Below are 23461 nucleotides of genomic sequence, written 5' to 3'. Positions count from 1 at the left end.
ACCGTTGCCGTTGGAGTATGGACGTTTGCCGGTCTTTGGGCGAGCGCACTTTTTGACCTGCTTAGTCTAAACTCCAACTCCAATGGCAATTGGTACTAACCCCAACATCCCCACCCAAGGGCGCGGCACCATCATACAGCCAAAGAAGCTAGGAAGACTAAGCAGCACCAGTGCTGCGAACCCAAGATATTGTCCTGTAACAATGTGTTGCCGTCTAAAAACAGCATTGACTTGGGAAAAAAACAGCAGCAAGATGACAATATCATCTAAATTTGTGGCGGTGAAAGCTGTAAAACCTGTGGAAATAGCGGTAATGAAGGGGTTCATATCTAACTGCCTAGATGGTGATGGTAGGATTGCTGGAAAAGTGCCGGAAATTAATTGATGTTGAGGAGTTTTATGTGTTAAAAATGTTACTTAACAGATTGGCTATACTGACGCTCTCATTCACTGATTAGTAACGTCGATTGTCACAGCTTGAAATAGCTTGACGCGGATACCGAATGTGTTGATGGCTTTTGAGTTGCCAGTAAAATTGGCATCACTTCTGCATATTTTGATGAGTCAAATTTCGATTTAAATACTTGGGGAAGTAGGATGGTAACCTCAGGCTTCTGCTTCTGCTCGGAAGCAGACGGCTTAGCTGCTTCATTACCTTCGGTAATTGCCTTAACGGGGGCTGGCATCACCATCACTTTGATGGGACTGACAGATGGCTGTTGCTGATTGAGCTTTTCCATTAAGTCAGGAATGTGGTGGCTTAATCGATCGATCTTTTCGTGCAGTAATACCACATCGTGAGCCGCTTTGAGATTAACTTGATGATTGTAGAGATTTTGTTCGCGTTCGTCATCCGACTGGCGGTTTTGACTCATTAACACAATCGGTGCAGTGTAAGCAGAGGCAAAAGAGAATACTAAGTTGAGCAGGATGAAGGGCTGCTGATCCCAGTGAGGAAGGCCCGGTGTCAGGTTCGCGCCCACCCACCCGGCGAGGACTACTGTCTGTCCAATCAAAAACGGCCACGAACCCACTTTCGCTGCTAGGGTATCTGCTAAAAGCTGTCCGCGAGTTAAGGCTTTTTCCTCTGGTTTTTGAAGGGTAAGCTGTAAAGGCATTTGATGGCTGGCGGTTTTCACTTTTGCATTAACGCTTTTGGATTGAGTGGATTTCATGGCAAACCTCACGGGTGAATGTCTAGTTGAAGCTGACTGGTTAATGTTCGCTTGTGTTTTTCTTTGATGGCTTTACTTTAGTCAACCTCCACTCATAAGAGCAAATGTTCTTTTTTATCAAATCAATCACTTCAATTTATAGGCTTGTTGCGAAATAGGAGAGAATAGGAAGAACGAGACAAGGTGAGGGGAAGGCTCAACATCTAACGTACGCGCTCACCTTGAGCGATTCCTGCAGGCGATGACCGAATTGAAACCAGAAAGCCTTTGATGCCCTCTTGCGGCGCCTTGAGCGCGCTGTATGAGCCGGCGCTTGTTCCAGCAACCCCGTCAGCGTGCCAGGGGAGGTGGAACAAGCGCGTTTACGCAGTTGCGGGCTTGGGAAAAAATAAAGTCCCAGGCACAATAGAGGAGAGGCAATGCCACCATAGGCGATCGCCTCTCCTCTTTAAAGCGCAAAAAAGCCAGAAGATGCTGAGTGATGCAATCATTCGCGACATTCCTCGATGCAGCCCAAAATTTAACGGGAAGTCGCAAACGAGATTTCATGGCGAAAGTCGCCCCAGACTACTTGCGAGGGTGATCCCGTCCAGCCGAGTTGATTTATAAAGTTGTATTTTATTCAAAATTAGGATTAGGAGGTTTTTTCAATGAAATGGCTAGTTTTACTAGAAGATGTTAAAAAGTCTGATTTTGACAATTTGTCGAACTTGCTGCGTTCATCAGATGAATTTAGCTTAATCACAGAGAATAGTAAATATTACCTAACTTCTTCGCGCTGGGAATCACTAACAAATACGTCGGATGTACATGGGGAAGCTACTAAACTTCTTGAATACATAAGTGCTATTGCAATGATTCATTTTACAGATTTTCCACTTCTTAAGCCTAATATGATCTACGAAGTTGACGAAGAAGGTAAGCGTCATGGGCGGCGTGCGCTTTCAGCCACAATTAACGTGGGTTCAAGTTGTTCTGTTTCTATCCAACTAGAAGGCGGTCAAGATATAATCCCTATTTTCGAGTTTGACTCCTGGAGGAAGCTGGCAGAAGAAGACGAGATAGTTAAAGATGTTTTTAGACAATTTAGGGAGTTTGATCATAACTGGATTAATCTTTACAAAGTTTATGAAATTGTCGATAAAGATGCTGGTAAAATAAAGAAGATTCATAGGATTGAACAGTGGATAAATAAAGATAAGATTAGGGACTTCAAGCAGACTGCTAATAGTCAAAGCGCAATTGGTGATGATGCACGGCACGGTGTCGATCGCAACGATCCACCAAAAGAACCTATGTCACTCTCAGAAGCACAGGCTTTAATTAGGAATCTGGTAAAACAATGGCTTCAGTGGAAGTGCGAACAACAAAAGTAGAATAGTAAAGTACGACACAGATTAAGAAACGAAAATCTGGATAAAGAGTGATTAATCCTTTGTATTCGCCTGCCCAATCTGTGCCGTACTTACATCACAACAAATCTTTCAATTTCTCATCTTCTCCCAACACCTTAATTACCTGTTTAATCTCCTGCGTCCTATCTTTTTTTACAATCAAAGTTACGTTGCCATCTCTGACAACTACCACATCTTCTAAACCAATGGTGACAATCACCTCGTTCTCATCCGCTGCATAAAAAATGCCACCTTTCGTATCAATTCCGACGTGTTTTGCTAACTCCACATTCGGTTTGTCTCCTTGCAGCAAACGACCGATCGCATTCCAATCTCCCAAATCGTCCCAGCTAAAGCCTACGGGCAGAACACAGGCCTTTTGCGTCTTCTCCATCAGCGCGTAATCGATGCTAATTTTGGGTAATTCCGAGTAAGCCTGCGCGCCTTTTGCCTCCAAAGCTGCCATCATTTCCGGTACATGATTTCGCAATTCTGTCAAGACTGTTCCGACTCGAAATACAAAAATTCCGCCGTTCCAACTAAACTTGCCGCTGGCTACAAATTCTTCAGCAGTTGTGCGATCGGGCTTTTCCGTAAACCTCGCCACCCGATAGGCCGGAAAACCCCCAAAACTGCCAATTTCCTCGCCTTGTTCGATGTAGCCGTAACCAGTCGAAGCATAACTCGGTTTTACTCCCAAAGTGGCGATCGCATCCTGATTTCTCGCCAAATCAGCCGCCGCCTCCAAAGTCTTCTCAAACTCCTCCGGTTCCCCAATCCAGTGATCCGCCGGGAAAAAACCAACCACCGCATCCTCACCGTAACGCTTCGCAGTTTCTATAGCAGTCCAGGCCACCGCCGGCGCCGTATCCCGACCCTCTGGTTCCGCCAGCAAATTCTCAGGAGGCAGCAGCGGCAACTGTTCGCGGACTCCCGCCGCCAACATTTCCGACGTTACCACCCACAAATCGTCCCAACCGTTACCTAATGTTAATAGTCGATCGGCAGTTGCTTGCAGCAAACTCTTGCCGCTACCGTCGAGACTCAAAAACTGCTTGGGCCGCTGTTTGCGACTTAGTGGCCAGAAACGTTCGCCTTTACCGCCGGCGAGAATTACGGGAATTAAGGTTTTGGTCATGATTTGAAGTTAAACGGTTCTGATCTATTTTGCCTGAGACTTGAGGGATTGAAACGCTCGTGATATAATTGATCGAACTAATTAATTGTTGGCAGCGTGGCGTTAACGCGCTACGTTTTTTATTTAGTAGGGATTTTAAAAATGCCTAGGAGGGATTTTTGGTCATCTTGTCAATCCAATTAGCATAAAACGATACCCGCGTGTCGCCGGAAATTTCCCCGAAACTGCCATTGTCGTCAATTTTATCAATATCGGCGATGTTTGTTTTGAAAAATCCCCGATCGCTATAACCCCAAGAACTAATCCCCGCAATCTTCCCATCGACAAACGAAGGCCCGCCGGAATCTCCGCTAGCCGTAGCTATCTCATTTTTCCCCAAACCTCGATCGCGCAACTTCGGAAAATGCCTCCCCAAAGTATCGCGTTCCGCACTTCCATCGTCAAAATCAAAGATTAATTGACTTCCCAAAACCAAATCGGACATATCTGATTCTGTAGCATCTTTCAAAACATCAATTAAAGCATCATAGCGATTCTGTCCGCTATATCTTTTTGCCTCCGAATTAGAATTTTCATCTTGTCCCTTTGCACCTAAACCTATATATCCGTATCCCACCTTTGTCAATACTTGGCCGACTTCATTCTTGTTTCTATTTATATCGTACTGTTGAATACTTTTTGGGGCGACCCTTTTCAGTTTTAAAATAGCAATATCGTTGCCAACTTCTGACTCATAACCATTCCAACCCGGATGAATATAATAATTGCTAACAGAGATCCTAACTTCACCGCTAGGCAATTTAAAATTTGCTTTGATTGCCGTTTCTGCAGGAACCTTGACTCCGCCTCCGTTCAGACAGTGGGCGGCCGTGAGAACGTACAATCCTCCTGTTAGCAGCGAACCCGTACATTGAGTTGGTTCGAGATAGGCGACGCCTGTATATTGATTGAAAGCTAAAGGTTTGCGGGAAGTGCTGTTACCAAAAGCACTAATTATTGCTCGCCCGATTTCTGCTGTTTCTAAAACTAACAATACAGTCAAAACAGCCATTAATAAAACTTTGATTGCTGACTTCATTTTTGATATTGAACTGATTGAATAGCTGTTATATCAAATTCGGTACTGTTGGAATTAATGTTACCCACAATTAGGAGACGGCAGCGCAGTTTTTATACAATTAATCCTGGTAGGAACACGGCAGTGCCGTGTCCTCTTATTGCAATATTTTACTTCGTCGACAATTCGACGTTAAGTTCGTTCACGACACGGCGTTTGCGCGGGAGTGATTTTTCTCTGGGCAGCAAGTCAAATACTTTCCGAAAAGCATCATCTACCTGTTCAAAGGGTATTTGTCCTTTCTCGTTAAAAACTACTTTTCCCGATTGGTCTAGAATGACAGTTTGAGGTACGTAACCTTCGTAGTAATGGCTCGGTTCGGTGAGTTTCGGTGACGGTTGCGAAGGCAAAGAATCAACTGTTATAGGCATAAAATCGGCTTCGCGGCCGTAAAATTCCTGGAGTTGAGAGACGACGATCGCGTATTGCTTGGAGTCGCTGCTGTCGTCAGTGTAAAACACTAACAATACGGGTTTATTGCGTTTGAAAGAATCTGTGAGTTTGACTTTAGGAGGAACTAGAGAACCGTTGCCGGCGTAGAGGGCAAAGATTGTACCGTCATAGCGATCGTCTGTGAGAGTTGCGAAGGCTGGTGGCGTGCCGGTTAGCAGTATCAAGCTAAGTGCGATCGCCACTGTTAAAAGACTGGCTGACAAGATTCGCCGCAGCAAGCCCAGGCCAGAAGCAGCAGTAACAATTGATTTTTTTTTGTCAGGAAGTATCATAGGTTGTTGGCAGTTGCTGTATGCTGGCGAAATCCGATGCAAAAACTTTGATAATTTTATCACCCCAATGTAGGCAAATGTTGTTGAGTAGGTTAAAGTAGTTTCGGATCGACTATCATATTTTGCTTGTTGTAGCGATCGACACGGTGATTCTACTGACCGAAGAGAACTAGGGCGGGCTGGAAGTGTCCGCGCCACAATAAAATTTATTTTTGGTGGGGTGGGCTTCTAGCTTCCCAGAAGAGTGCAAGATCTTAGAGGATGTTTTAAAAGGGTCGTTTGACCTCATAGTTGGCACAAAGAAGCATCTAAGTACGGGCCCAAACCTTGATTTATCGTCTCAGTTAAGCCCAATCATCAGGGCTAAATTATACCTGACCAGACTTTTAAAACATCCTCTTAAATTCAACTGATTACTAGAAACTGATAACTGGGAATTCACAACTAATGATAGCTTTGCTTGAGGCACTCCTCGCCCAAACGCCCGCGGCTGATGTTGCCGGGCCCGCTCAAATCAATCTGGTGCAGGCGATTGTTTTAGGAATTGTACAAGGATTAACAGAGTTTTTGCCCATCAGCAGCAGCGCTCATTTGAAGGTAGTGCCGATCGCCCTGGGATGGGGCGATCCGGGGGTTGCTTATACTGCTGTTATTCAGTTGGGCAGCATTGTTGCAGTGCTTTGGTATTTCTGGAAAGACTTGACAAATATAACTTTTGGTGCTGTAGATGCCCTGGTGCGGCGCGACTACAAATCGCAAGAGTTTCGGATCGCATTGGGAATTGTTTTGGGAACAATACCTATAGTCTTTTTTGGGCTGCTAATCAAGGCATTGGTTCCAGATTTTGACAAGTCGCCGCTCAGAAGTTTAGCCAGCATCGCCATTGCTTCGATCGTCATGTCGCTGCTGTTAGCAATAGCAGAAAAAACTGGCAGGCGCTCGCGCCCTTTTGAAAAGTTAACTGTCCCAGACGGCATTTTGATGGGATTAGCTGAAGCAATTGCATTGATTCCGGGGTGTTCGCGATCGGGTTCTACCCTAACAGCAGGATTGTTTATGGGATTAGAAAGACCCGCGGCCGCGCGGTTTTCTTTTTTATTGGGAATTCCGGCCATTACTCTGGCTGGATTAGTGGAATTGAAGGGTGCTCTGGGAGAAGGAATCGGCGATGCTGGAGTTGCAGCTTTGATAGTGGGAACGATTTCGGCATTTGTGTTTTCTTATTTGTCGATCGCGTGGCTGATGAAGTTCCTGCAAACTCAAAATACGTGGGTGTTTGTGTGGTATCGGCTGGCATTTGGCGTGGCGATTTTGACCGCGCTTGCAGGTGGGGCAGTGAACAATATTTAAAAAGTAAATCCGAGAGCAGTAGGAGCGACATAAGTCGCTCTGAACTCGGTAGAATTAAGAACTAGAACGCCGAATTACAAAATTATTATGAATGAAAGAAAGTCGGAAACCTCAACAGCAAGAGAATCTATTCATGCAGTCTAAAATAAATTTAGATCGTCCGATTTAAATAAAATGTGCGCGCGTGCCGTTAAGGAGGAAGGCGAACGATTTGTCTCACCCCTTTTTTTCTTTAATTTGAGCTTACCACTTTTCTTTTATTTACACAACTCATTCAGACGGGCTAGAGTAACAAAAAATACAAAAAAAATTAAACTATCTGATGCTGATAATGTTTAATTAGATCCTCAAATTCTTAAAGAAGTCGGGACTCTGGGTATTCTATTTTTTAGCGATTAGTAGTGCGATCGACCTTTGGGGAGTTTTTGCAGTTTATTGAAGTTTTCTCAGATTGTTAATGGCTTTTTCATAGTTATTCTGATCGCCTTGCTGCTGAAATAAATCTGCTGCTTTCTGAAAGTCTTGAATCGCCCCGGGTTTGTCTCCCTCTTTAGCGCGGGCAAGTCCCCGGCTCAAATAAGCACCGGCTAAGTTAGGATCGATTCGCAAAGCTGCGTTGTAATCGGCTACAGCACTTTGCGTATCTCCTAAACGAAAGCGGGTAACGCCCCGGTTTAAGTAGGCACCGGCAAAGTTAGGATTAATTTGCAAAGCTCGATCGTAATCGGCTACAGCACCCTGGCTGTCTCCTAAATCATCGCGGGCATTCCCCCGGTTGATGTACGCTTGGGCATATTTAGGATTGATTCGCACAGCTTCGTTAAAATCGGCTACAGCACCCTGGTTGTCTCCTGAAACATAACGGATATTCCCCCGGTGGTAATAAGCAAGAGCATCGTTAGGATTAATTTGTAAAACTTGATTGAAATCCGCGATCGCACCTTCCTTGTCTCCTAAACTATAGCGGGCAAGTCCCCGGTTGCCGTAGGCTTGGGATAAGTTAGGATTAATTCGCACAGCTTCGTTGAAATCCGCTACAGCACCCTGGCTGTCTCCTAATTGAGAGCGCACCATTCCCCGGTTGTTGTAGGCAGAGGCATAGTTAGGATTAATTCGCAAAGCTTCGGTGTAATCGGCTACAGCACCTTTGTTGTCTCCCAAACGATAGCGGGTAACTCCCCGGTTGTAGTAGGCTGAGGTATCGTTGGGATTAATTCGTAAAGCTGCGTTGTAATCGGCGAGTGCACCTTGGCTGTCTCCTGAGTCATCGCGGGCATTTCCCCGGCTGATGTAGGCTTCTACATAGTTAGGATTAATTCGCAAAGCTTCGTTGAAATCGGCTACAGCACCCTTATTGTCTCCTAAAATATAGCGGGCATTTCCCCGGTTGTTGTAGGCTTCTGCATAATTAGGATTAAGCGCGATGGCTTGAGTGTAAGCGGCTATAGCGCCTTGATAATCTCCTTTTTCATATTTTTCCTCACCCTGAATAAAGAAATCCTCAGCTTTGGGCGCAGCCGCAGACGCACTGGGAATCTTTACCCCTACATCCACTTGAGCTGATGCTAATAATCTCAAACTGGTATTAATCGGAATCCCCTGATTGAAAACTGGTTCTCCGTTCAGAATCCCAGTGCTAATATATTTGAGAGTACCGTTGCACAAAAAGCTATGATTTCCCGCACGGCTGGGTTGACAAAAGAGCGCTGTTGTGCTGCCAGAAACAACTAACCCTGTCAGGAGTCCGGTCAAAATTTTGAGTTTCATAAATACATATTTTTGATACATATTCTCTCACAGATCAGGTTAATTCACAACCCAGAACTGAGCCTGATTGTAAAGGCGATCGACTTTAGCAAACTATGTCAATACCGAAAAAAGGAACCAGAAAAATAATTGTTGACGGAGAGCCTTTCATCTGGCTAATCCGAAGACAAGCTACTTATACGCAATCATGCTACGCTGGCGGAAATATTCATGTTGGTGTCGAACACGCTGAAAAACAGGGTTCGGTGTTAGTTATCCTCACCGATCGACCTCATCCTCAATGTTTGGTGGATATTAACGAAGTGAAACCAGTAACACCCTCTGATGTAGCACAATGGATACGGCAAGCGGTGCGACTCGGATGGCAGCCTCAGCTACCTGGAATAACTTTTGAGGTGCCGATTGCAGGACTGTTTATGGAAAAAATATAATGCTGTTTATTCAGTAACCACACAAGTCAATTCTGTTAAAGACAATTCACTCGCCTAGGATGAATTTAGCGATCGCCCGATCGCCAAATTCAGCCTAGACAAGTTAAACTGTAAACATTCTCCGCTAGCCACATCCTAAACTATGACCGCACATCAGGAATCCATCATCGACCAGTTCACTCGTCAGGCAATTCCATTCTCTAAATTGTACGCTCACACAAATCAAGAGTCTCTGTACCTGCTCATAGAAATGGCGAGTGTTTCTGACAAAGACACAGTTCTAGATGTTGCTTGCGGCCCGGGTATTGTTGCTTGTGCTTTTGCGGCGGTTTCCAGTCGCGTTACTGGCATTGATTTAACACCAGCAATGATCGCACAAGCCCAGATTTTGGCACAGCAAAAAAACTTGACTAATCTCTCATGGCAGGAAGGCGATATCGAGATCCTACCATTTGCCGATGATAGTTTTTCCATTGTTCTGAGTCGTTACGCTTTCCATCATTTTTTGCGGCCAGATGTTGTGTTGTCGGAGATGGTTCGCGTGTGTCGTCCGGGCGGTCGAATTCTGATTGCTGATGTTGCGATGCCACCGGATAAAGTGAATGCTTATGACCGGATTGAGAAGTTGCGCGATCCATCTCATACTCGCGCCTTGACTCTGGAAGAGTTGCCCCAATTAGTCGCGGATGCCAATCTTCAAAATATCAAGTTGGCATTTTACAAGGTAGAATTAGAGCTTGAACAGCAGTTAGCTGCTTCTTTCCCAAATCCCGGCGATGACAATAAGGTGCGACAAATTTTTAGAGAGGATATTGGTGTTGACAATCTGGGGGTTGGCGCACATGAACGAGGAAATGAAATTCATTATGCGGTTCCGATCGCTGTGATTGTTGGCGAGAAAGCAAAGCTATAGTTAGCTGGAAATAGGAATTAGGTAATGCCGATCGCAATTCAAGTGCTGCTGCTAATTCCTACAATGTGCGTCAAGCTAAGCTCCCGATCGCGATCGGCTAAAGTTTCCTTCATTCTTATGGCAAGTTAAAAGTGTATAATTAAGTCTACTATGACAGGGAACTGCGATGACTATTCTTAAACCCCGTTATAAGCTGTTCAGCATTTAAGTTACGTTCGTAAAAAAATTAAAAGTGAGTAACAATTAAAAATCGAAAATTTTAAATGGAGGATTCACTATGACTGCACAAATTTAACAAGCTATCGATATTGGGCGTTGCTTAATCAGGGTATGAAAAAAATAAATTGAAAATCCCCAAGTTTTCTGGATACTGGTTTCTCTGACTTGCATATTGAGCCAGTCATACCTTAAATCAGCAACGCCCAAAAATATATATCCTACACCAACCACCACGATTCGGCTTTCGCCGACACTAAGCGATGTCTACCGAAACATTAGTTAACTGGCTCGAATCGAGCACCGAATTAGGCATATTATCCCGCGAGATTTTACAGGCGATCGCGGGTGAAATGGAGATGACAACTTTTCCCCCTGGATTTCGAGTGGTAATAGAAGATACGCCCGTCACTAATCTCTATATCCTAGAACGAGGACAAGCCGATCGATACCACCGCAAACAACCGGGTTTAATGTGGGGGAGTAGTTTATTACCGGGGGCGATCGTCAATTTATCTGCCCTTCAACGATCGCAACCTGCGGATAGTCGAATTATTGCTCGGACAGAGTGTCAATTTTGGGTAATTAGTGCCGATCGCTGGCGTGGTTTGCTAGCAAGATATCCACGGATCGCCGAAGCCTACGCTCAACGTTTGGCGGCGAAATTAGAGCAGCTAGAAGCAGAAATTGCCTACGAACGAGAGCGTCAAAATGCCCTCCGCAGCTATCTAGTACCTAGGGCGAAACGAGGAGTCATTGGCAATAGTCGTTATGCAGTGAAATTGCGCCAACAAATTCGCACGGCATCGAGTGACAGCCGATCGGTATTAATCTCTGGCGAACCTGGTTTAGAAAAGGATAATTTAGCTGCTTTAATTCATTTCGGTTCCCATCGCCGCAACGAGCCAATTATTCAGATTAAAAGTGCTTTACTTCAGAGCAATGGAGCGGAATTATTCGGGCGGTTGGGCGGCAAACCGGGGCTGTTGGAATGGTTGGGAGAAGGGACGTTAATTTTAAATGACGTGCAAGAATTACCCGCTCAATTATGCCCCCAAATTCAGCAATTATTAACCGAGGGAACCTATACGCCAGTTGTCAAGGAAGGACAAATACCGCGACCACCGCGTTCTAGTAAGGCCCGGATAATTTTAATCTCAGAAATTGTGCAGCCCAAGCTAGATAAGCTGACACAACACAAGATTAAAGTTCCATCCTTGCGGGTGCGAAAAACAGATTTAGAGGCACAAGTCAACTATTATCTCAATATCATTGGTCGCAAAAAGAAATTAGTCAAGCCCCAAGTTACACCGGAAGCAATTCGCCGCTTACAAGCCTACGATTTTCCAGGTAATTTGCAGGAATTGCAGGGAATGGTCGATCGCGCCTTAGTTCAAGCACAGGGGAGTAAGGTATTAACTGAAGAAGTGTTTTGGGCCCAGGCAGCAAAGAAACAAAAGTTTCGGGTGAATTTATTAAATATTTATCCAAAATTTCGGCAATTTTTACGGAGCGATTGGTATCCAGATCGCGTGAATTATTGGTTTACCACCTGGGTGTTTGCATTGGTGGTAATTATCCTGTTTGTTGCTCCCCAAGATCGACAACATAATTTTGCCCTAAATATCTTTTGGGCGTGGTGGTGGCCGTTAATTTTATTATTATTCCCCATCATCGGGCGATTGTGGTGTGCTTTTTGCCCTTTTATGATTTATGGGGAAATCGTCCAAAAACTATCGCTAAAAATTTTCCCTCGAACTCTCAATAAATGGCCGCGCCAACGAGCAGAAAAATGGGGTGGCTGGCTTCTATTTGGACTATTTACTCTGATATTTCTGTGGGAAGAGTTGTGGAATTTAGAAAATACCGCCTATTTATCCAGTTGTTTGTTGTTGCTCATCACCGCCGGAGCGGTAATTTTTTCCCTAATCTTCGAGAGGCGATTTTGGTGTCGTTATTTATGCCCGATCGGGGGAATGAATGGATTATTTGCTAAACTCTCAATTATCGAACTTCGCGCCCAACAAGGAACCTGCGCGGCGGAATGCAGCACCTACCAATGTTACAAAGGCGGCCCCGGCTTGGGGGAAGGATTAACTACTAATGGCTGTCCGATTTATTCCCATCCCGCCCAATTAACCGATAATAAAGATTGCGTGTTGTGCATGACTTGCTTGAAAGCTTGTCCGCATCGATCGGTAGAATTAAATCTGCGCCCTCCCGGCATCGAATTATGGACTACCCACGTTCCTCACAGTTATGAAGTTGCCCTGTTATTTCTATTATTAGGCGGTATTTATCTGCATCGCTTGCCGGAGATAAATAGTTGGTTGGGGCTGGGCATCAATTTAGAGCAATTTTTACCTCATTTAGGACTGTCGATCGCAGTGTTAATTATCCCGCCGATGATTCCCCTAATTGCCTACGCAATCATGCAGGCAATTTATCGATTGGGACAAGCAGAAACCATGCCATTTACAACCTACAAACCCCTCTCATTTGTCTCTCTCGCCTACGGTTATTTACCCTTAGTCTGGGGCGGTAGTTTGGCTCACTATTGGCGATTGGGTTTGCAGGAAGGCGGTCGAGTGATTCCTGTAGCTTTTGCCACTTTCGGACAAATTAGAGACGATTTACCGAGTTTTATTGGCGATCCAGCGGTGATTAGTTTCTTGCAAGGTTTAACTTTGATTGTATCATTATTAGTTACAATATTTGTGACTCAAAAAATTGCCAAGCGCTCAATTAAATCTTTGATTCCACAACATTTAGCGAGTTTGTGCCTGATGCTGAGTTTGTGGTATGCGATCGTAGGAACCTGAGAGGGAGTATGCGCGATATATTACTTTGAGTTTTAATTTTTTACTCGCTCTGACCAATTTAAGAGCAGGCTTCTTGCTGACAGGTACAGCAAAACACCATTAAAAAGGTGCCAGAGGAAATGAGTCCCTGGTGAAAACAAAGGGCAAATTGCCCGATCGAGAGTACGGAATGCAAGGGCTAATAGGAAAACACCTGTTGCTGCTAATAGAATGAATGGTTCGCGCTTTTGCTGTCGATAGTGATACAGTCCTAGTCCGAGCAAAACCAAAAATGCAGGAGCATACGAAAGAGAACCATTGAGAAGATTTATAAATTGCTTGCTAAAATCGCTAACAAAAAAGAATGCTGCAAGTAATACTCCTGCATATCCTGAATTCATCCTAACTACCCGACGACTGTAAAGCCATATAAAACAAAGCTGAAAGAGCAGAATAGGAATCACATCTAGTAAATTTGCCCATGGCGTTGCAAATGTATGAAAGAGGAAACTTCCGATACCAATACTGGTGGCTAAAGCAATCAGTATCCAAATACCAGGTGATATTTTGTGGTATCGCTGAGCTAATTGCCAAATAGCCCATGCTGCAATAATGAAAGACACATTGGAAATAGCATTCAGTGGCTCGTTCCATAAACCAGGAATGAGCCGCTCACAGTAAAGGTCGATATAATCATTCATAGCTCTACCATTGATTTTTTCAAGCTAACTTATAATTGTGTCGCAGATGCTGTACAATACACTATCTAATCTAGAATACCCCAAGTCGCTGATGTATGTAAACCCCTTCTTACTCGCATTCAGCTTTTTAAACTAAACTAAACCTGTATAATTGAGACAGGTGAATGGAAGATACTACGAGGGTTATATTTACACATTAAAACCTCAAAAACCTCTGTAAAAAACTCAATCTCACCCAATAATTAATCAAGAACTTATGAGCGACTTATCAATCCGGCCCGCCCTGATAACCAAAGTTATCCCCGACAGCATCTGCGCCGAAATCGGATTTGAACCCGGAGACTCAATCGTCGCCGTCAACGGCCAAAAACCCCGCGACTTGATCGACTATCAATTCCTGTGCGCCGATGAATTTCTCGAACTAGAAGTTTTAGATGCCAAAGGCAAAAGTCACAAGTTAGAAATAGAAAAAGATTATGACGAAGACTTGGGAGTGGAATTTGAAACTGCTCTCTTCGATGGACTAATTCAGTGCAACAACCGCTGCCCTTTTTGCTTTATCGACCAGCAGCCTCCGGGAAAGCGCGAAACTTTGTATCTCAAAGATGATGACTACCGACTTAGTTTTCTTTATGGTAGCTATCTCACTCTGACAAATTTGACTCAAAAAGAGTGGGACCGAATCGAACAAATGCGGCTTTCTCCTCTCTATGTTTCGGTGCACGCTACCGAACCGGAAGTGCGAATTAGGCTGTTAAAAAATCTCCGCGCTGGCAAGATTTTAGAACAAATTAAATGGTTTCAAGAACGCCGCTTGCAAATTCACGCTCAAGTAGTTGTTTGTCCAGGTATTAATGATGGCGAACATTTAGAACGCACTTTGTTAGACTTGGCAAAGTTTCATACCGGAAATAATCCCGCTGTAGCATCGGTGGCTGTAGTGCCGGTGGGTTTAACTCGCTTTCGCCCAGCCGAAGATGAATTAATTGCAGTAACTGCGGAAAAAGCGCGAGAAGTAATCGAGCAAGTGCAGAAAATTCAAGTGCTTTTGAGTAAAGGAAAGGGCGGCCCAAAGGCGAAAAAGCAGAATTCAAAATCGCGCTGTATTTGGCTCGCTGACGAGTGGTTTTTAATAGCTGGTTTAGATTTGCCGTCGGCTGCTGATTACGAAGATTATCCCCAAATTGGTAACGGTGTGGGTTCTATCCGCCAGTTTATCCAGCAGTTTGAAACGGCTTTTGAGAAGCTGCAACCGATGCAAGTCGAGCCTGCGCGCAAGTTGGTTTGGGTGGTGGGGAATGCTGTAGAAAAAGCTTTTGAGCCGATCGTACAACAACTAAACCAAATTCCCGGCTTGTCCGTCAACATGGCAGCACTGTGCAGCCGCTACTGGGGACAAACTATCACTGTCACGGGTTTGCTCACCGGGCAAGATTTGCTGGAAGCTTTGCAGGGGCGAGACTTGGGAGATGGCATCCTGCTGCCGTCGGTGATGCTAAAACAGGGGGAACCGCGTTTTCTCGACGACATGACCCTCGAACAGCTCGCCAGCTCGCTGAAAACCCGGATTTTGCCGGTTAGCGGAGTAGAGGAACTAATCTCGGCGGCGATCGGTCTGGCAACTGCTGAAGTTGAATTCTAAATTTTGAATCGAACATTCAAAAGTTAAGATGAGTATGGTAATTGTGACTTGTAACCGTCGAGTTCAGGCTACAGACTAGAAACTTGAGACCTCAATCTTGCTCTAAAATTGTCTCTAGGATTGCAGAGTAATTAAAAAATTATGCGTGTTTTTCGTCAAATCATCGTAGTCGGAGTGGGCGCTGCAATTACTTTCAGCAACGCCGCACAGAGTGCTTCAGCACAGCCTCCGGCTCAATCTCAGGACAGTTTGGCCCTTAGCAATCAGCTCGAATTAGGGCAGAATGTTCGATCGACCTCGAACACAGCGTCAGAATCAGCCTCAGATCCCGAACAGTCGATCGCCCTTAACCCGCCAACCTCCGAGTCTCAGCAGCAAGGGGGAGCGAAGATCGCATCAACTCCCCCAACCAAGCCCGAGCAAGCATCAAAGCCTCAACAGGCTGCTCCGGCTTCCCCATCAACTCTGTCTCAGGCAGGTTCGACACCTATAAGAGGTTTGGGACCGACAGACGCTCAGCAGCCTTCCCCGAGCCCTCTCAACAATGTTCCTGTGCCGAGTTCCCCGGTACCAATTATCCGGGGCACTCCGAACGAAAGTTTCCCCCCTCTCACTCCGAGGGGCATTTTAGACACCAACCCTCCGGCTTCCCTGGAACCCAACCCGAATCCGCTGCTGTTTCCGACAAACCCCGAGGATGTCAGGATCGAGCAAACAGAGTCAATTACCTTGCAGCAGGCGATCGACCTCGCCCGCCGCAACAGCCAAGTTTTGCAAATCGCCGGACAGCAAGTGGAACAAAGCAGATCCGCTTTGCGCGAACAGCAAGCTGCTCTTTATCCCGACCTGAATTTTCAAATGGACGCCAGCCGTTCTGTGAGTGCCGGCGGAGAACTCGGAGTCCGGGCGACGCAGCGCTTGAACAACCAGAGGGCTAACGGAACCGGGCAGCCCGCCCTCCAAGCCGGCCCAAATTTCGGCAGCAACAGTCTCAACAGCACTTTGCAGTTGAGCTACAACATCGATTTGTTCGGAGGCAGGAACGCTAACATCCGCGCGGCAGAGGAACAGTTGCGCCTTCGTGAACTGGATGTGGAACGCCAAGCCGAGCAACTCCGCTTCGACACTGCTGAGGCTTACTACACCTTGCAAAACGCGGACGGACAAGTTGCCATCCGCCAAGCTTCGGTGAGAAATGCCCAGCAAAGTTTGCGGGATGCCGAAGCTTTGGAACGGGCAGGGGTGGGAACCCGATTTGCTGTGTTGCAGGCTCAGGCAAATTTGGCTAACGAAGTGCAACAACTGTCAGTTGCCCGTCGCGATCAGCGAGTTGCCCAGCGGCGTCTGGCTGAGATTTTGAATATCAGCCAGTCGGCGAACTTGACAGCGGCTGACCCGGTAGAGCAAGCGGGCTCTTGGAGGCTGTCTTTGGAAGAGAGTATCGTGCAGGCTTTTAGGAATCGCCCCGAGTTGGAACAGCAGTTAGTGCAGAGGGATATCAGCAAGCAGCAGAGGCGATCGATTCAGGCGGGGCGTTTGCCTCAACTGAGCGTTGGGGGTAGTTACAACGTACTGGGACAAGACCCTGATAACCCGAACCCCTATGCTGCTCGCGGCTGGGCAGACGGGTATTCGATCCGGGCGAGTCTGACTTGGAGTATCTTCGACGGGGGCGCGGCGAACGCCAGGGCGAGACAGCGGGATGCTGAGATTACGATCGCCGAAAGTCGATTCGACCAACTCCGCAACCAGGTGCGTCGGGAAGTGGAACAAGCTTATTTTGGCTTGGAGTCGAGTTTTGAGAATATCGAAACTTCTGAGGCGGGAGTTTTGCAGTCAAGGGAAGCTCTGCGTCTGGCGAGACTGCGGTTTCAAGCTGGCGTGGGTACTCAGACGGATGTGATTCAGGCGGAAACTGATTTGACTAGGGCTGAGAGAAACCGCTTGTCAGCAATTGTCACCTACAACCTGGGGCTTTCGTCTCTTCAGCGGGCTGTGAGCAATCTTCCCACTAATAACCTCTCGGATGCTCCTTGAGATTGGGTTGGGACAATTCCCTACGGGATAGCTACGCACGCGCGTCCTTTAATCACCAAGACAATTAGACATCGGGTATTAAACGTCCGACACATTAGTTAATATTTTGTAATAGAGTTCCATGTCAACTGCGTTAAGGAATCGGCAATGGCCAATATCAAGTTTGTGAAGGAAAATCAGGAAGTCATCGCAGCAGACGGAGCGAATTTGAGGCTGAAAGCTCTAGAAAACCGCATCGATTTGTACACGTTTTCGGGAAAGATGATGAATTGCGGGGGCATAGGTCAATGCGGCACCTGCATTGTGGAAATTGTCGAGGGAAGTGAAAATCTGTCGCCCCGCACTGATTTTGAAAACCGCAAGCTCAAGAAAAAGCCCGAAAACTATCGGTTGGCTTGTCAAGCTACGGTCAACGGCGAGGTCAGCGTGAAGACTAAGCCGTGACTCTCAAAAGGCACAACGCAGAACGCTAGGGATGCTAGAGATGCAGAAGGAAAGAAAAATGCAAAATGCAAGAATTTTGTTTTTTTTTCCTATTTCACTGTATAATCACGCCTTTTTCTAGCTTAGGAAAAGAAACTTGGTTTCTACGACAAATTAAAGATTGGGCAGCGAGGCATCCAGGCAGAAACCGGGTTTCGAGGCTTGTCCGCAAGCTCTCCTTCTGTCTTCGAGTTTGCCTTTTGCCTTTGAGTGATATCCTAGTTGTGTGTGTTTTTCCATTTTCCGATAGAGGCGAGCGTCTTCATGGAAGTTAACGATTTAGGGTTTGTGGCAACCATTCTTTTTGTATTGGTTCCCAGTGTTTTTCTAATCATTCTGTACATTCAAACAGCTAGCCGTCAAGGTAGAAAAGATTAGCAACTGCTGCTATTTCTGTCTGGCTTTGCTGCTTGCAAAAAAAAGCGCCAACAGCTTTTTGCTGAGGCGCTTTTTTTGTTAACTGTTGAGTGTTGGCTGCTAAGTGTTAACGATGAGAGTCTAGGCGACTGTGCGCGCTAGCAAGACAGGACAGTTGGCGTAGACTCGCACGTAGTCTGATAGCGAATTTCCCAGGAGTCGATCGATATCCACAAAGCTTTTGGCAACGTTGGGCCGCCGATCCGGGGAACCGATCACCAACAAGTCGGCATTCAAGTCGTCTGCAATCCGACAAATTTCTTCCCCTGGCTTGCCTGTAGCACTCACACAGCGGTAGCTAACTCCCATTTGTTTCGTTATTGCTACTGCTGGAGCCAATACCGAGTCTTTTTCAGCACTTGCTGTTGAATCTTCGCTGGATTTTCCCGTCAAATCTTTGGTGACGTGTACTAAAATTATCTCTCCGCCACTGACTCCTTTGACCAAAGATAGCGCAAGCTGCAATGACTGTTTGGCAGCTTCTGATTTGTCGATCGCCACCATGACGCGCTTGAGTTTTTTGACGTAGATGTCGTCTTTTACTAACAGCATTGGTCTGGATGTTAGCTGGAAAACGTACTGGCTGACTGAGTTTTCCAAAATCGATTGCAGCCGTCCGAGTCCCCGAGAACCCATAATTACTAAGTCGGATTTTTCTTCTTCTGCGACTTGGCAAACTGTTGTTTTCGGGTCTCCCTGTTTGAGCCGGGGATTGACTTTGCTGGGATCTATTTTCAAAGACTGGACTGCTTGTGCTAAAATCCTGCCTCCTTCTTCCAACTTCTCGGCCATGCCATCGGAGGTTACTTGGGGCGGCACGACGTGCAAGACGGTGACAGAGGTTTGTTGCAAGGAAGGGATGTCCATCAACATATTAAACATCTCTTCGCACAAGCCGCGACCGGCTACGGCTACTAAAATTTTTTCTATCATAGTTTTGGCGGTAAAAATAGTTGAGTTTTCTTGTGCGACGCTCTAACTAGGGCGTTGGTACTCGAGTTGCTTAATGTCAAGCATAAGCCTGAAGTTTGCTTTATGATTTGTAGAAATGTAGCGTTTTGGAACAATTTGTAACGTGTTAGAGAACGATCGAACTCAACCAGAACTCGCACCGACTGGTGCCATTCAAAATCGCCGCGGGATCGACTCAGAGGGCTGGTTTGAATATTTGGTGCGAGTGTACCCTCACCATACTGACTACAGCGGTGTGGTTTGGCACGGGACTTATCTGGCTTGGATGGAAGAAGCTAGGGTGGAAAGTTTGCGCTCTCTCGGCATCGAGTATGCAGACTGGGTGGCGCAGGGTTTGGAATTGCCCGTGGTGGAACTTTCGCTGCGCTACCACCGCTCTGTAAAAATGGGCCAATCTGTGGCAGTCAGAACGCGAATAGCTGCTAGCGAGGGTGTGCGGCTGCTTTGGGATTACGAAATTCGATCGGCTGATACTCAGGAGTTATATGTGACAGCACAGGTAACTTTGGTTGGTGTCGATCGCGAGAAAGGTAAGATTATGCGTCAATTACCCCCAACAGTGCAGGCAGCTTTAGCAAAGTTGGCGATCAACCCTTAGACTTATCTATTAGATCTCCCCAATAACTTTTGTGGAGCAGGCATCCTGGCTGCCTTTGACTGTATTTTTTGAAGATATCTATTGGGGGTCATGGCTCAAGTTTGTATAAGGTATTGTGCCCTCGCCGATGCCAGCCCCTTTTTCAAGATTTTGTTAGTACCTAAATTGCTCGTAGATTATGATTAAAATTCTTGATTCTACCTTGAGAGAGGGAGAACAAACCCCTGGAGTTTATTTCGCACCTGAAACAAAGTTAAAAATTGCGGAGTTTTTAGACCACATAGGAGTTGATATTATTGAAGCTGGCAATCCTGCTGTAGATAGCGAAATTGCTTTAGCCGTTACCCGCATTGCCAATGCTGGACTAAAAGCCAAAATAGGCGCTCATTCGCTGTGCCGAATAGATGATGTTAAAAAAGCCCTGGATTGTAATGTCAGCTTTTTAGGCGTGTTTTTTAGTGTATCCTCTCAACGATTGCAGTGCGACTATAATATCTGTTTAGATGAAGCCCTAGATAAAATTGTGGAAGCAATAACTTATGCTAGAGAGCAGAATAATAGTTTATTGATTCGCTATACGCCGGAAGATACAGTTCGCTCTCCTATGAAAAATGTGATTGAGGCAGCTAGTGCAGCAGTAAAGGCCGGAGCTAATATAATCAGCATAGCTGATACCACTGGATATACAACCCCATTTCAACAAAAACGCAGTATTTATTATTTTGTCAAAATCCTGAAGGAGGAACTAGCCAAACGAGAATTATATCCACAAATAGAAGTTCATTGCCACAACGACCGAGGTTTAGCTTTAGCAAATGCCTTGGATGCCTACAGAGCGGGGACAGATATTATTGATGTCAGCGTGATGGGGCTAGGGGAAAGAGCTGGTATAGTGGATTTGGCTGAGTTACTAATAAATTTATCCGATATTATTGAGGAGAAAAACTTTTGGAAACTAGAATATTTGAAAGATTTGTATAATTTGGTAAGCGAGTATTCTCATGTACCTATTTCTCCTCATCACCCTGCCGTGGGGAAAAATGCTTTTACCCATTATGCAGGTGTTCACGTTACGGCAATCGCCAAAGATGAGCGCCTCTATCAAAGTTTAAATCCAGATTTTTTTGGAATTAAAAGTAGTATTGCATTAGGGATGCAATCGGGATTGACTGCTGTAGAATTAGCTCTAAAGCAGATTGGCAGAGAGGAACTCGCTGAAAACAAATATTTAGTATCTAAGATTCTTAAAAAAGTTAAAGAGATTGCTAAAAGAGGAACCCCAATCGATATCGAGAAAGAATTTCTAGAAATTATTGATAATTGCTAATTTACAGTAGCACCTACAAGTAAAAAATGTTATATTTTGGAAGATTTCAGAATAATACCCACCTCTCCCTAGATAGTAATAATGTCAACAACGCCAGCAGAAAACTCTAACGAATTAAGGCAAGAAGAGAAGAAAACATCTGAAAAATGGTGGACTACAGTTGGTATTGGTATTGGTGTATTCATTTTTGCTTTGGATGTGTATATAGTTAACTTGGCTTTGCCAGTTATGGTTGAATCTCTCCATACCAGTTTTGCCACGAGTCAATGGATAGTTTTAAGTTACTTGCTGGCAATCGCCATATTTGTAATATTGGTATCAAAATTAGGTGATATCTGGAACAAGAAGCGATTGTACATTATTGGCTTAACAATCTTTACGATCAGTTCGCTATTGTGTGGAATGGCGCCAAATGTCGGGTTTTTAATAGCGTTTCGAGGATTGCAAGGAATAGGTGCTGCGTTTTTATCTGGCTTGGGAACTGCGATGATTGTGGAGGCATTTCCAGCGGCAGAGCGGGGACTGGGACTAGGTATTAGAGCGGGAATTTACGGAATGGGGATTACCTTGGGGCCCATGGTAGGAGGACTGCTGATGAGTGTGGGAGGCTGGCCTTTAATTTTCTGGGTGAATGTTCCGATTGGGATTTTTGCCATTTTAATTGTGGCTTGTTTTGTACCGAATTCTGCGATTAGTGGAAACCCCGAAAACTTTGATATCATCGGTACGCTGATATTGACCATCGTCTTAACTTCTTTTATTTTTGGCATTACCCTATTACAGAAGGGTAATTCTTATATATCCATAAATATGCTGGGTTTTTCTGTCGTCAGCTTGATTGGCTTTTTATGGTTTGAATCCCGAATAGCAGCACCAATGATAGAATTGAAAATATTTCAATCCGTAGAGTTTAGCCTGGGCTTAACGCTACGTTTTATTGCAAATTTCGCGATCGCAGGTGTCATCTTTATCCTTCCTTTTTTCTTCACCTTCCTTGAACACTATTCAACTCAAAAATCTGGTTTTTTAATGGTAGTACCGTCACTTCTGATTGTGACGACTGCGCCTATTGCGGGTATTCTTTCCGACCGTTTTGGCACGCAGCTAATTACTTTAATGGGTCTAGTATTTATGGCAATTGGATGTTTTTTAATCAGCAGATTTGATACTGAATTAACTGTCATCAAGTATATCTTGGGGATTATTCCCTATGGGGTAGGAGTGGCGATGTTCAACTCTCCTAACAATAGCTCTATTATGGGAGCAGCACCAAAAGAGCGATTAGGTATTGCTTCGGGATTATTGTCATTTTCGCGGATATTAGGGCAGATGCTGGGAGTACCAATAGTAGGTGCTTTGTTCTTCTTTACCACAAGTTTTAGCGCTAATTTTGCACCGAATATCGATATTAGCAATGCGCCTGTACAAGCATTACTTTTTGCTACACATACTACTTTTTTGGTGCTTGGGGTTTTATTAATAGTTTCGACAATGTTTGCAACTTTGTTTTGGTGGAGAGAAAATAAAAAAGTGGCTATCCTATAAAAATCATTGGCTGTTGATTTTAGTGAGGATTTTCCATGTTTAATTCAGTTCTAATTGCTCACTTCCCAGGGATAGCAGCCCTTTCTTTTTCATCATTTGAAAAATGTTGTAAAATCCGTTAGCGCGGGAAGGTGTCAGATTCACATTCAATCCCGTGTCTTGAATAAAATCTGGGGTAATGGTGACAATTTCAGCAGGCGTTAATCCCCTCAAACCTTCCACCAGCAAGCCAACTAATCCTTTAACTAACTGAGCGTCTGAATTGCCTTGATACAAAACTTTTCCGTCTGCCAAATTTGCAGTAATATAAACTTGCGACACGCAGCCAGAAACTTTGTTTTCAGGCAGTTGATCGCTTTCGGGAAATGCTGCAGGGGGAACGCATCTTATTGAACACTGTTCATCAGTGGTGAGGATATTGTGATATAAATTCAGCATTCTTAGAAGCTACAGATACGCTTTGTAATGACTTTTGCAAGAAAATAAGAACTGATTAATGGTGGTTTTTACTTAATGGTAATTTTGAGACAATAAAAAGATTACAACCACTGTTTACAAGTTGTATAATAGTTATTAATGAGTTATTCGTGAGAATTTAGTTAACTGCAACAGCGAGGATCTTAGTCAAATAGTCATCATCCCACCCGGCTCGAAGTCGTTTATTTCTTGCTCCTGTTTTTGATGTTTTTTCTTGATTCAAAAGATTGAGCGA

General features: G+C 44.9%; 21 protein-coding genes. 12 read left to right on the top strand and 9 right to left on the bottom strand.

What is annotated here, in order from left to right:
• Nucleotides 1-66 precede the first annotated feature (66 nt).
• Together QUA13_RS26415 and QUA13_RS26410 are read right to left on the bottom strand one after the other, a co-directional pair.
• Entirely contained in the window at nt 67-327 is a 261-nt protein-coding gene (locus QUA13_RS26415) for a cadmium resistance transporter (RefSeq protein ID WP_333203310.1), read from the bottom strand.
• Between the two features lie 143 nt (nt 328-470).
• Complete coding sequence (locus QUA13_RS26410) at nt 471-1175, bottom strand: DUF1003 domain-containing protein (protein WP_333203308.1); 705 nt, start codon at nt 1173-1175, stop codon at nt 471-473.
• A 650-nt stretch (nt 1176-1825) separates the two neighbouring features.
• Here QUA13_RS26410 and QUA13_RS26405 point away from each other — a divergent pair.
• A complete protein-coding gene (locus tag QUA13_RS26405; protein WP_333203307.1) occupies nt 1826-2551 on the top strand; it encodes a hypothetical protein in 726 nt (241 codons plus the stop codon).
• 94 nt (nt 2552-2645) lie between these two features.
• Here the strand turns inward: QUA13_RS26405 and QUA13_RS26400 are convergent, their stop codons facing one another.
• The 3 genes from QUA13_RS26400 to QUA13_RS26390 form a co-directional block, all read right to left on the bottom strand.
• On the bottom strand, nt 2646-3707 hold the full coding sequence (locus QUA13_RS26400) for a mannose-1-phosphate guanylyltransferase (RefSeq protein WP_333203304.1): 1062 nt from the start codon (nt 3705-3707) through the stop codon (nt 2646-2648).
• 145 nt (nt 3708-3852) lie between these two features.
• Entirely contained in the window at nt 3853-4785 is a 933-nt protein-coding gene (locus QUA13_RS26395) for a trypsin-like serine protease (RefSeq protein WP_333203302.1), read from the bottom strand.
• A 149-nt stretch (nt 4786-4934) separates the two neighbouring features.
• Entirely contained in the window at nt 4935-5549 is a 615-nt protein-coding gene (locus QUA13_RS26390; RefSeq protein ID WP_333203300.1) for a thylakoid membrane photosystem I accumulation factor, read from the bottom strand.
• A gap of 447 nt (nt 5550-5996) precedes the next feature.
• Between QUA13_RS26390 and QUA13_RS26385 the strand changes: the two genes are divergently transcribed.
• Complete coding sequence (locus QUA13_RS26385; RefSeq protein ID WP_333203298.1) at nt 5997-6899, top strand: undecaprenyl-diphosphate phosphatase; 903 nt, start codon at nt 5997-5999, stop codon at nt 6897-6899.
• A gap of 432 nt (nt 6900-7331) precedes the next feature.
• On the opposite strand, the gene QUA13_RS26380 is transcribed toward QUA13_RS26385, so the two are convergent.
• Nucleotides 7332-8666, bottom strand: coding sequence for a tetratricopeptide repeat protein (locus tag QUA13_RS26380; protein WP_333203296.1), 1335 nt, complete (start codon nt 8664-8666; stop codon nt 7332-7334).
• Between the two features lie 95 nt (nt 8667-8761).
• Between QUA13_RS26380 and QUA13_RS26375 the strand changes: the two genes are divergently transcribed.
• The 3 genes from QUA13_RS26375 (at nt 8762) to QUA13_RS26365 (ending at nt 13048) form a co-directional block, all read left to right on the top strand.
• A complete protein-coding gene (locus QUA13_RS26375) occupies nt 8762-9097 on the top strand; it encodes a hypothetical protein (RefSeq protein ID WP_333203294.1) in 336 nt (111 codons plus the stop codon).
• 142 nt (nt 9098-9239) lie between these two features.
• Nucleotides 9240-10010 (top strand): methyltransferase domain-containing protein, encoded by a 771-nt coding sequence (locus tag QUA13_RS26370; RefSeq protein WP_333203292.1) that lies wholly within the window; start codon nt 9240-9242, stop codon nt 10008-10010.
• A gap of 479 nt (nt 10011-10489) precedes the next feature.
• Complete coding sequence (locus tag QUA13_RS26365) at nt 10490-13048, top strand: sigma 54-interacting transcriptional regulator (protein ID WP_333203290.1); 2559 nt, start codon at nt 10490-10492, stop codon at nt 13046-13048.
• Nucleotides 13049-13080: 32 nt separating this feature from the next.
• Here the strand turns inward: QUA13_RS26365 and QUA13_RS26360 are convergent, their stop codons facing one another.
• A complete protein-coding gene (locus QUA13_RS26360) occupies nt 13081-13728 on the bottom strand; it encodes a ceramidase domain-containing protein (protein WP_333203287.1) in 648 nt (215 codons plus the stop codon).
• Between the two features lie 256 nt (nt 13729-13984).
• Here QUA13_RS26360 and QUA13_RS26355 point away from each other — a divergent pair, with 256 nt between their 5' ends.
• From QUA13_RS26355 to psbM, 4 genes are all read left to right on the top strand, one after another.
• Nucleotides 13985-15370 (top strand): TIGR03279 family radical SAM protein, encoded by a 1386-nt coding sequence (locus tag QUA13_RS26355; protein ID WP_333203285.1) that lies wholly within the window; start codon nt 13985-13987, stop codon nt 15368-15370.
• Nucleotides 15371-15511: 141 nt separating this feature from the next.
• Nucleotides 15512-17407 (top strand): TolC family protein, encoded by a 1896-nt coding sequence (locus tag QUA13_RS26350; RefSeq protein ID WP_333203283.1) that lies wholly within the window; start codon nt 15512-15514, stop codon nt 17405-17407.
• Nucleotides 17408-17554: 147 nt separating this feature from the next.
• On the top strand, nt 17555-17851 hold the full coding sequence (locus QUA13_RS26345) for a 2Fe-2S iron-sulfur cluster-binding protein (RefSeq protein WP_333192449.1): 297 nt from the start codon (nt 17555-17557) through the stop codon (nt 17849-17851).
• 303 nt (nt 17852-18154) lie between these two features.
• A complete protein-coding gene (psbM, locus tag QUA13_RS26340) occupies nt 18155-18268 on the top strand; it encodes a photosystem II reaction center protein PsbM (protein ID WP_015177760.1) in 114 nt (37 codons plus the stop codon).
• Between the two features lie 120 nt (nt 18269-18388).
• Here psbM and QUA13_RS26335 read toward each other — a convergent pair whose 3' ends face one another.
• Nucleotides 18389-19240, bottom strand: a complete 852-nt coding sequence (locus QUA13_RS26335) for a universal stress protein (RefSeq protein WP_333203281.1) — start codon at nt 19238-19240, stop codon at nt 18389-18391.
• A gap of 142 nt (nt 19241-19382) precedes the next feature.
• Between QUA13_RS26335 and QUA13_RS26330 the strand changes: the two genes are divergently transcribed.
• The 3 genes from QUA13_RS26330 to QUA13_RS26320 all read left to right on the top strand — a co-directional run bounded on the left by QUA13_RS26330 (nt 19383) and on the right by QUA13_RS26320 (nt 22749).
• On the top strand, nt 19383-19877 hold the full coding sequence (locus QUA13_RS26330) for a thioesterase family protein (RefSeq protein WP_333203279.1): 495 nt from the start codon (nt 19383-19385) through the stop codon (nt 19875-19877).
• A gap of 178 nt (nt 19878-20055) precedes the next feature.
• Entirely contained in the window at nt 20056-21204 is a 1149-nt protein-coding gene (locus tag QUA13_RS26325; RefSeq protein WP_333203277.1) for a homocitrate synthase/isopropylmalate synthase family protein, read from the top strand.
• Nucleotides 21205-21285: 81 nt separating this feature from the next.
• Nucleotides 21286-22749: an MFS transporter gene (locus QUA13_RS26320; RefSeq protein WP_333203275.1), complete on the top strand. Its 1464-nt coding sequence runs from the start codon at nt 21286-21288 to the stop codon at nt 22747-22749.
• Between the two features lie 39 nt (nt 22750-22788).
• Here QUA13_RS26320 and QUA13_RS26315 read toward each other — a convergent pair whose 3' ends face one another.
• Nucleotides 22789-23187, bottom strand: a complete 399-nt coding sequence (locus tag QUA13_RS26315; RefSeq protein ID WP_333203273.1) for a SufE family protein — start codon at nt 23185-23187, stop codon at nt 22789-22791.
• Nucleotides 23188-23461 lie beyond the last annotated feature (274 nt).

The sequence above is a fragment of the Microcoleus sp. S28C3 genome (assembly GCF_036700785.1).
Lineage (GTDB): Bacteria > Cyanobacteriota > Cyanobacteriia > Cyanobacteriales > Microcoleaceae > Microcoleus > Microcoleus asticus.
The sequence above is the reverse complement of the archived record's forward strand: the minus strand, read 5'-3'. Positions and strand labels throughout refer to the sequence as shown.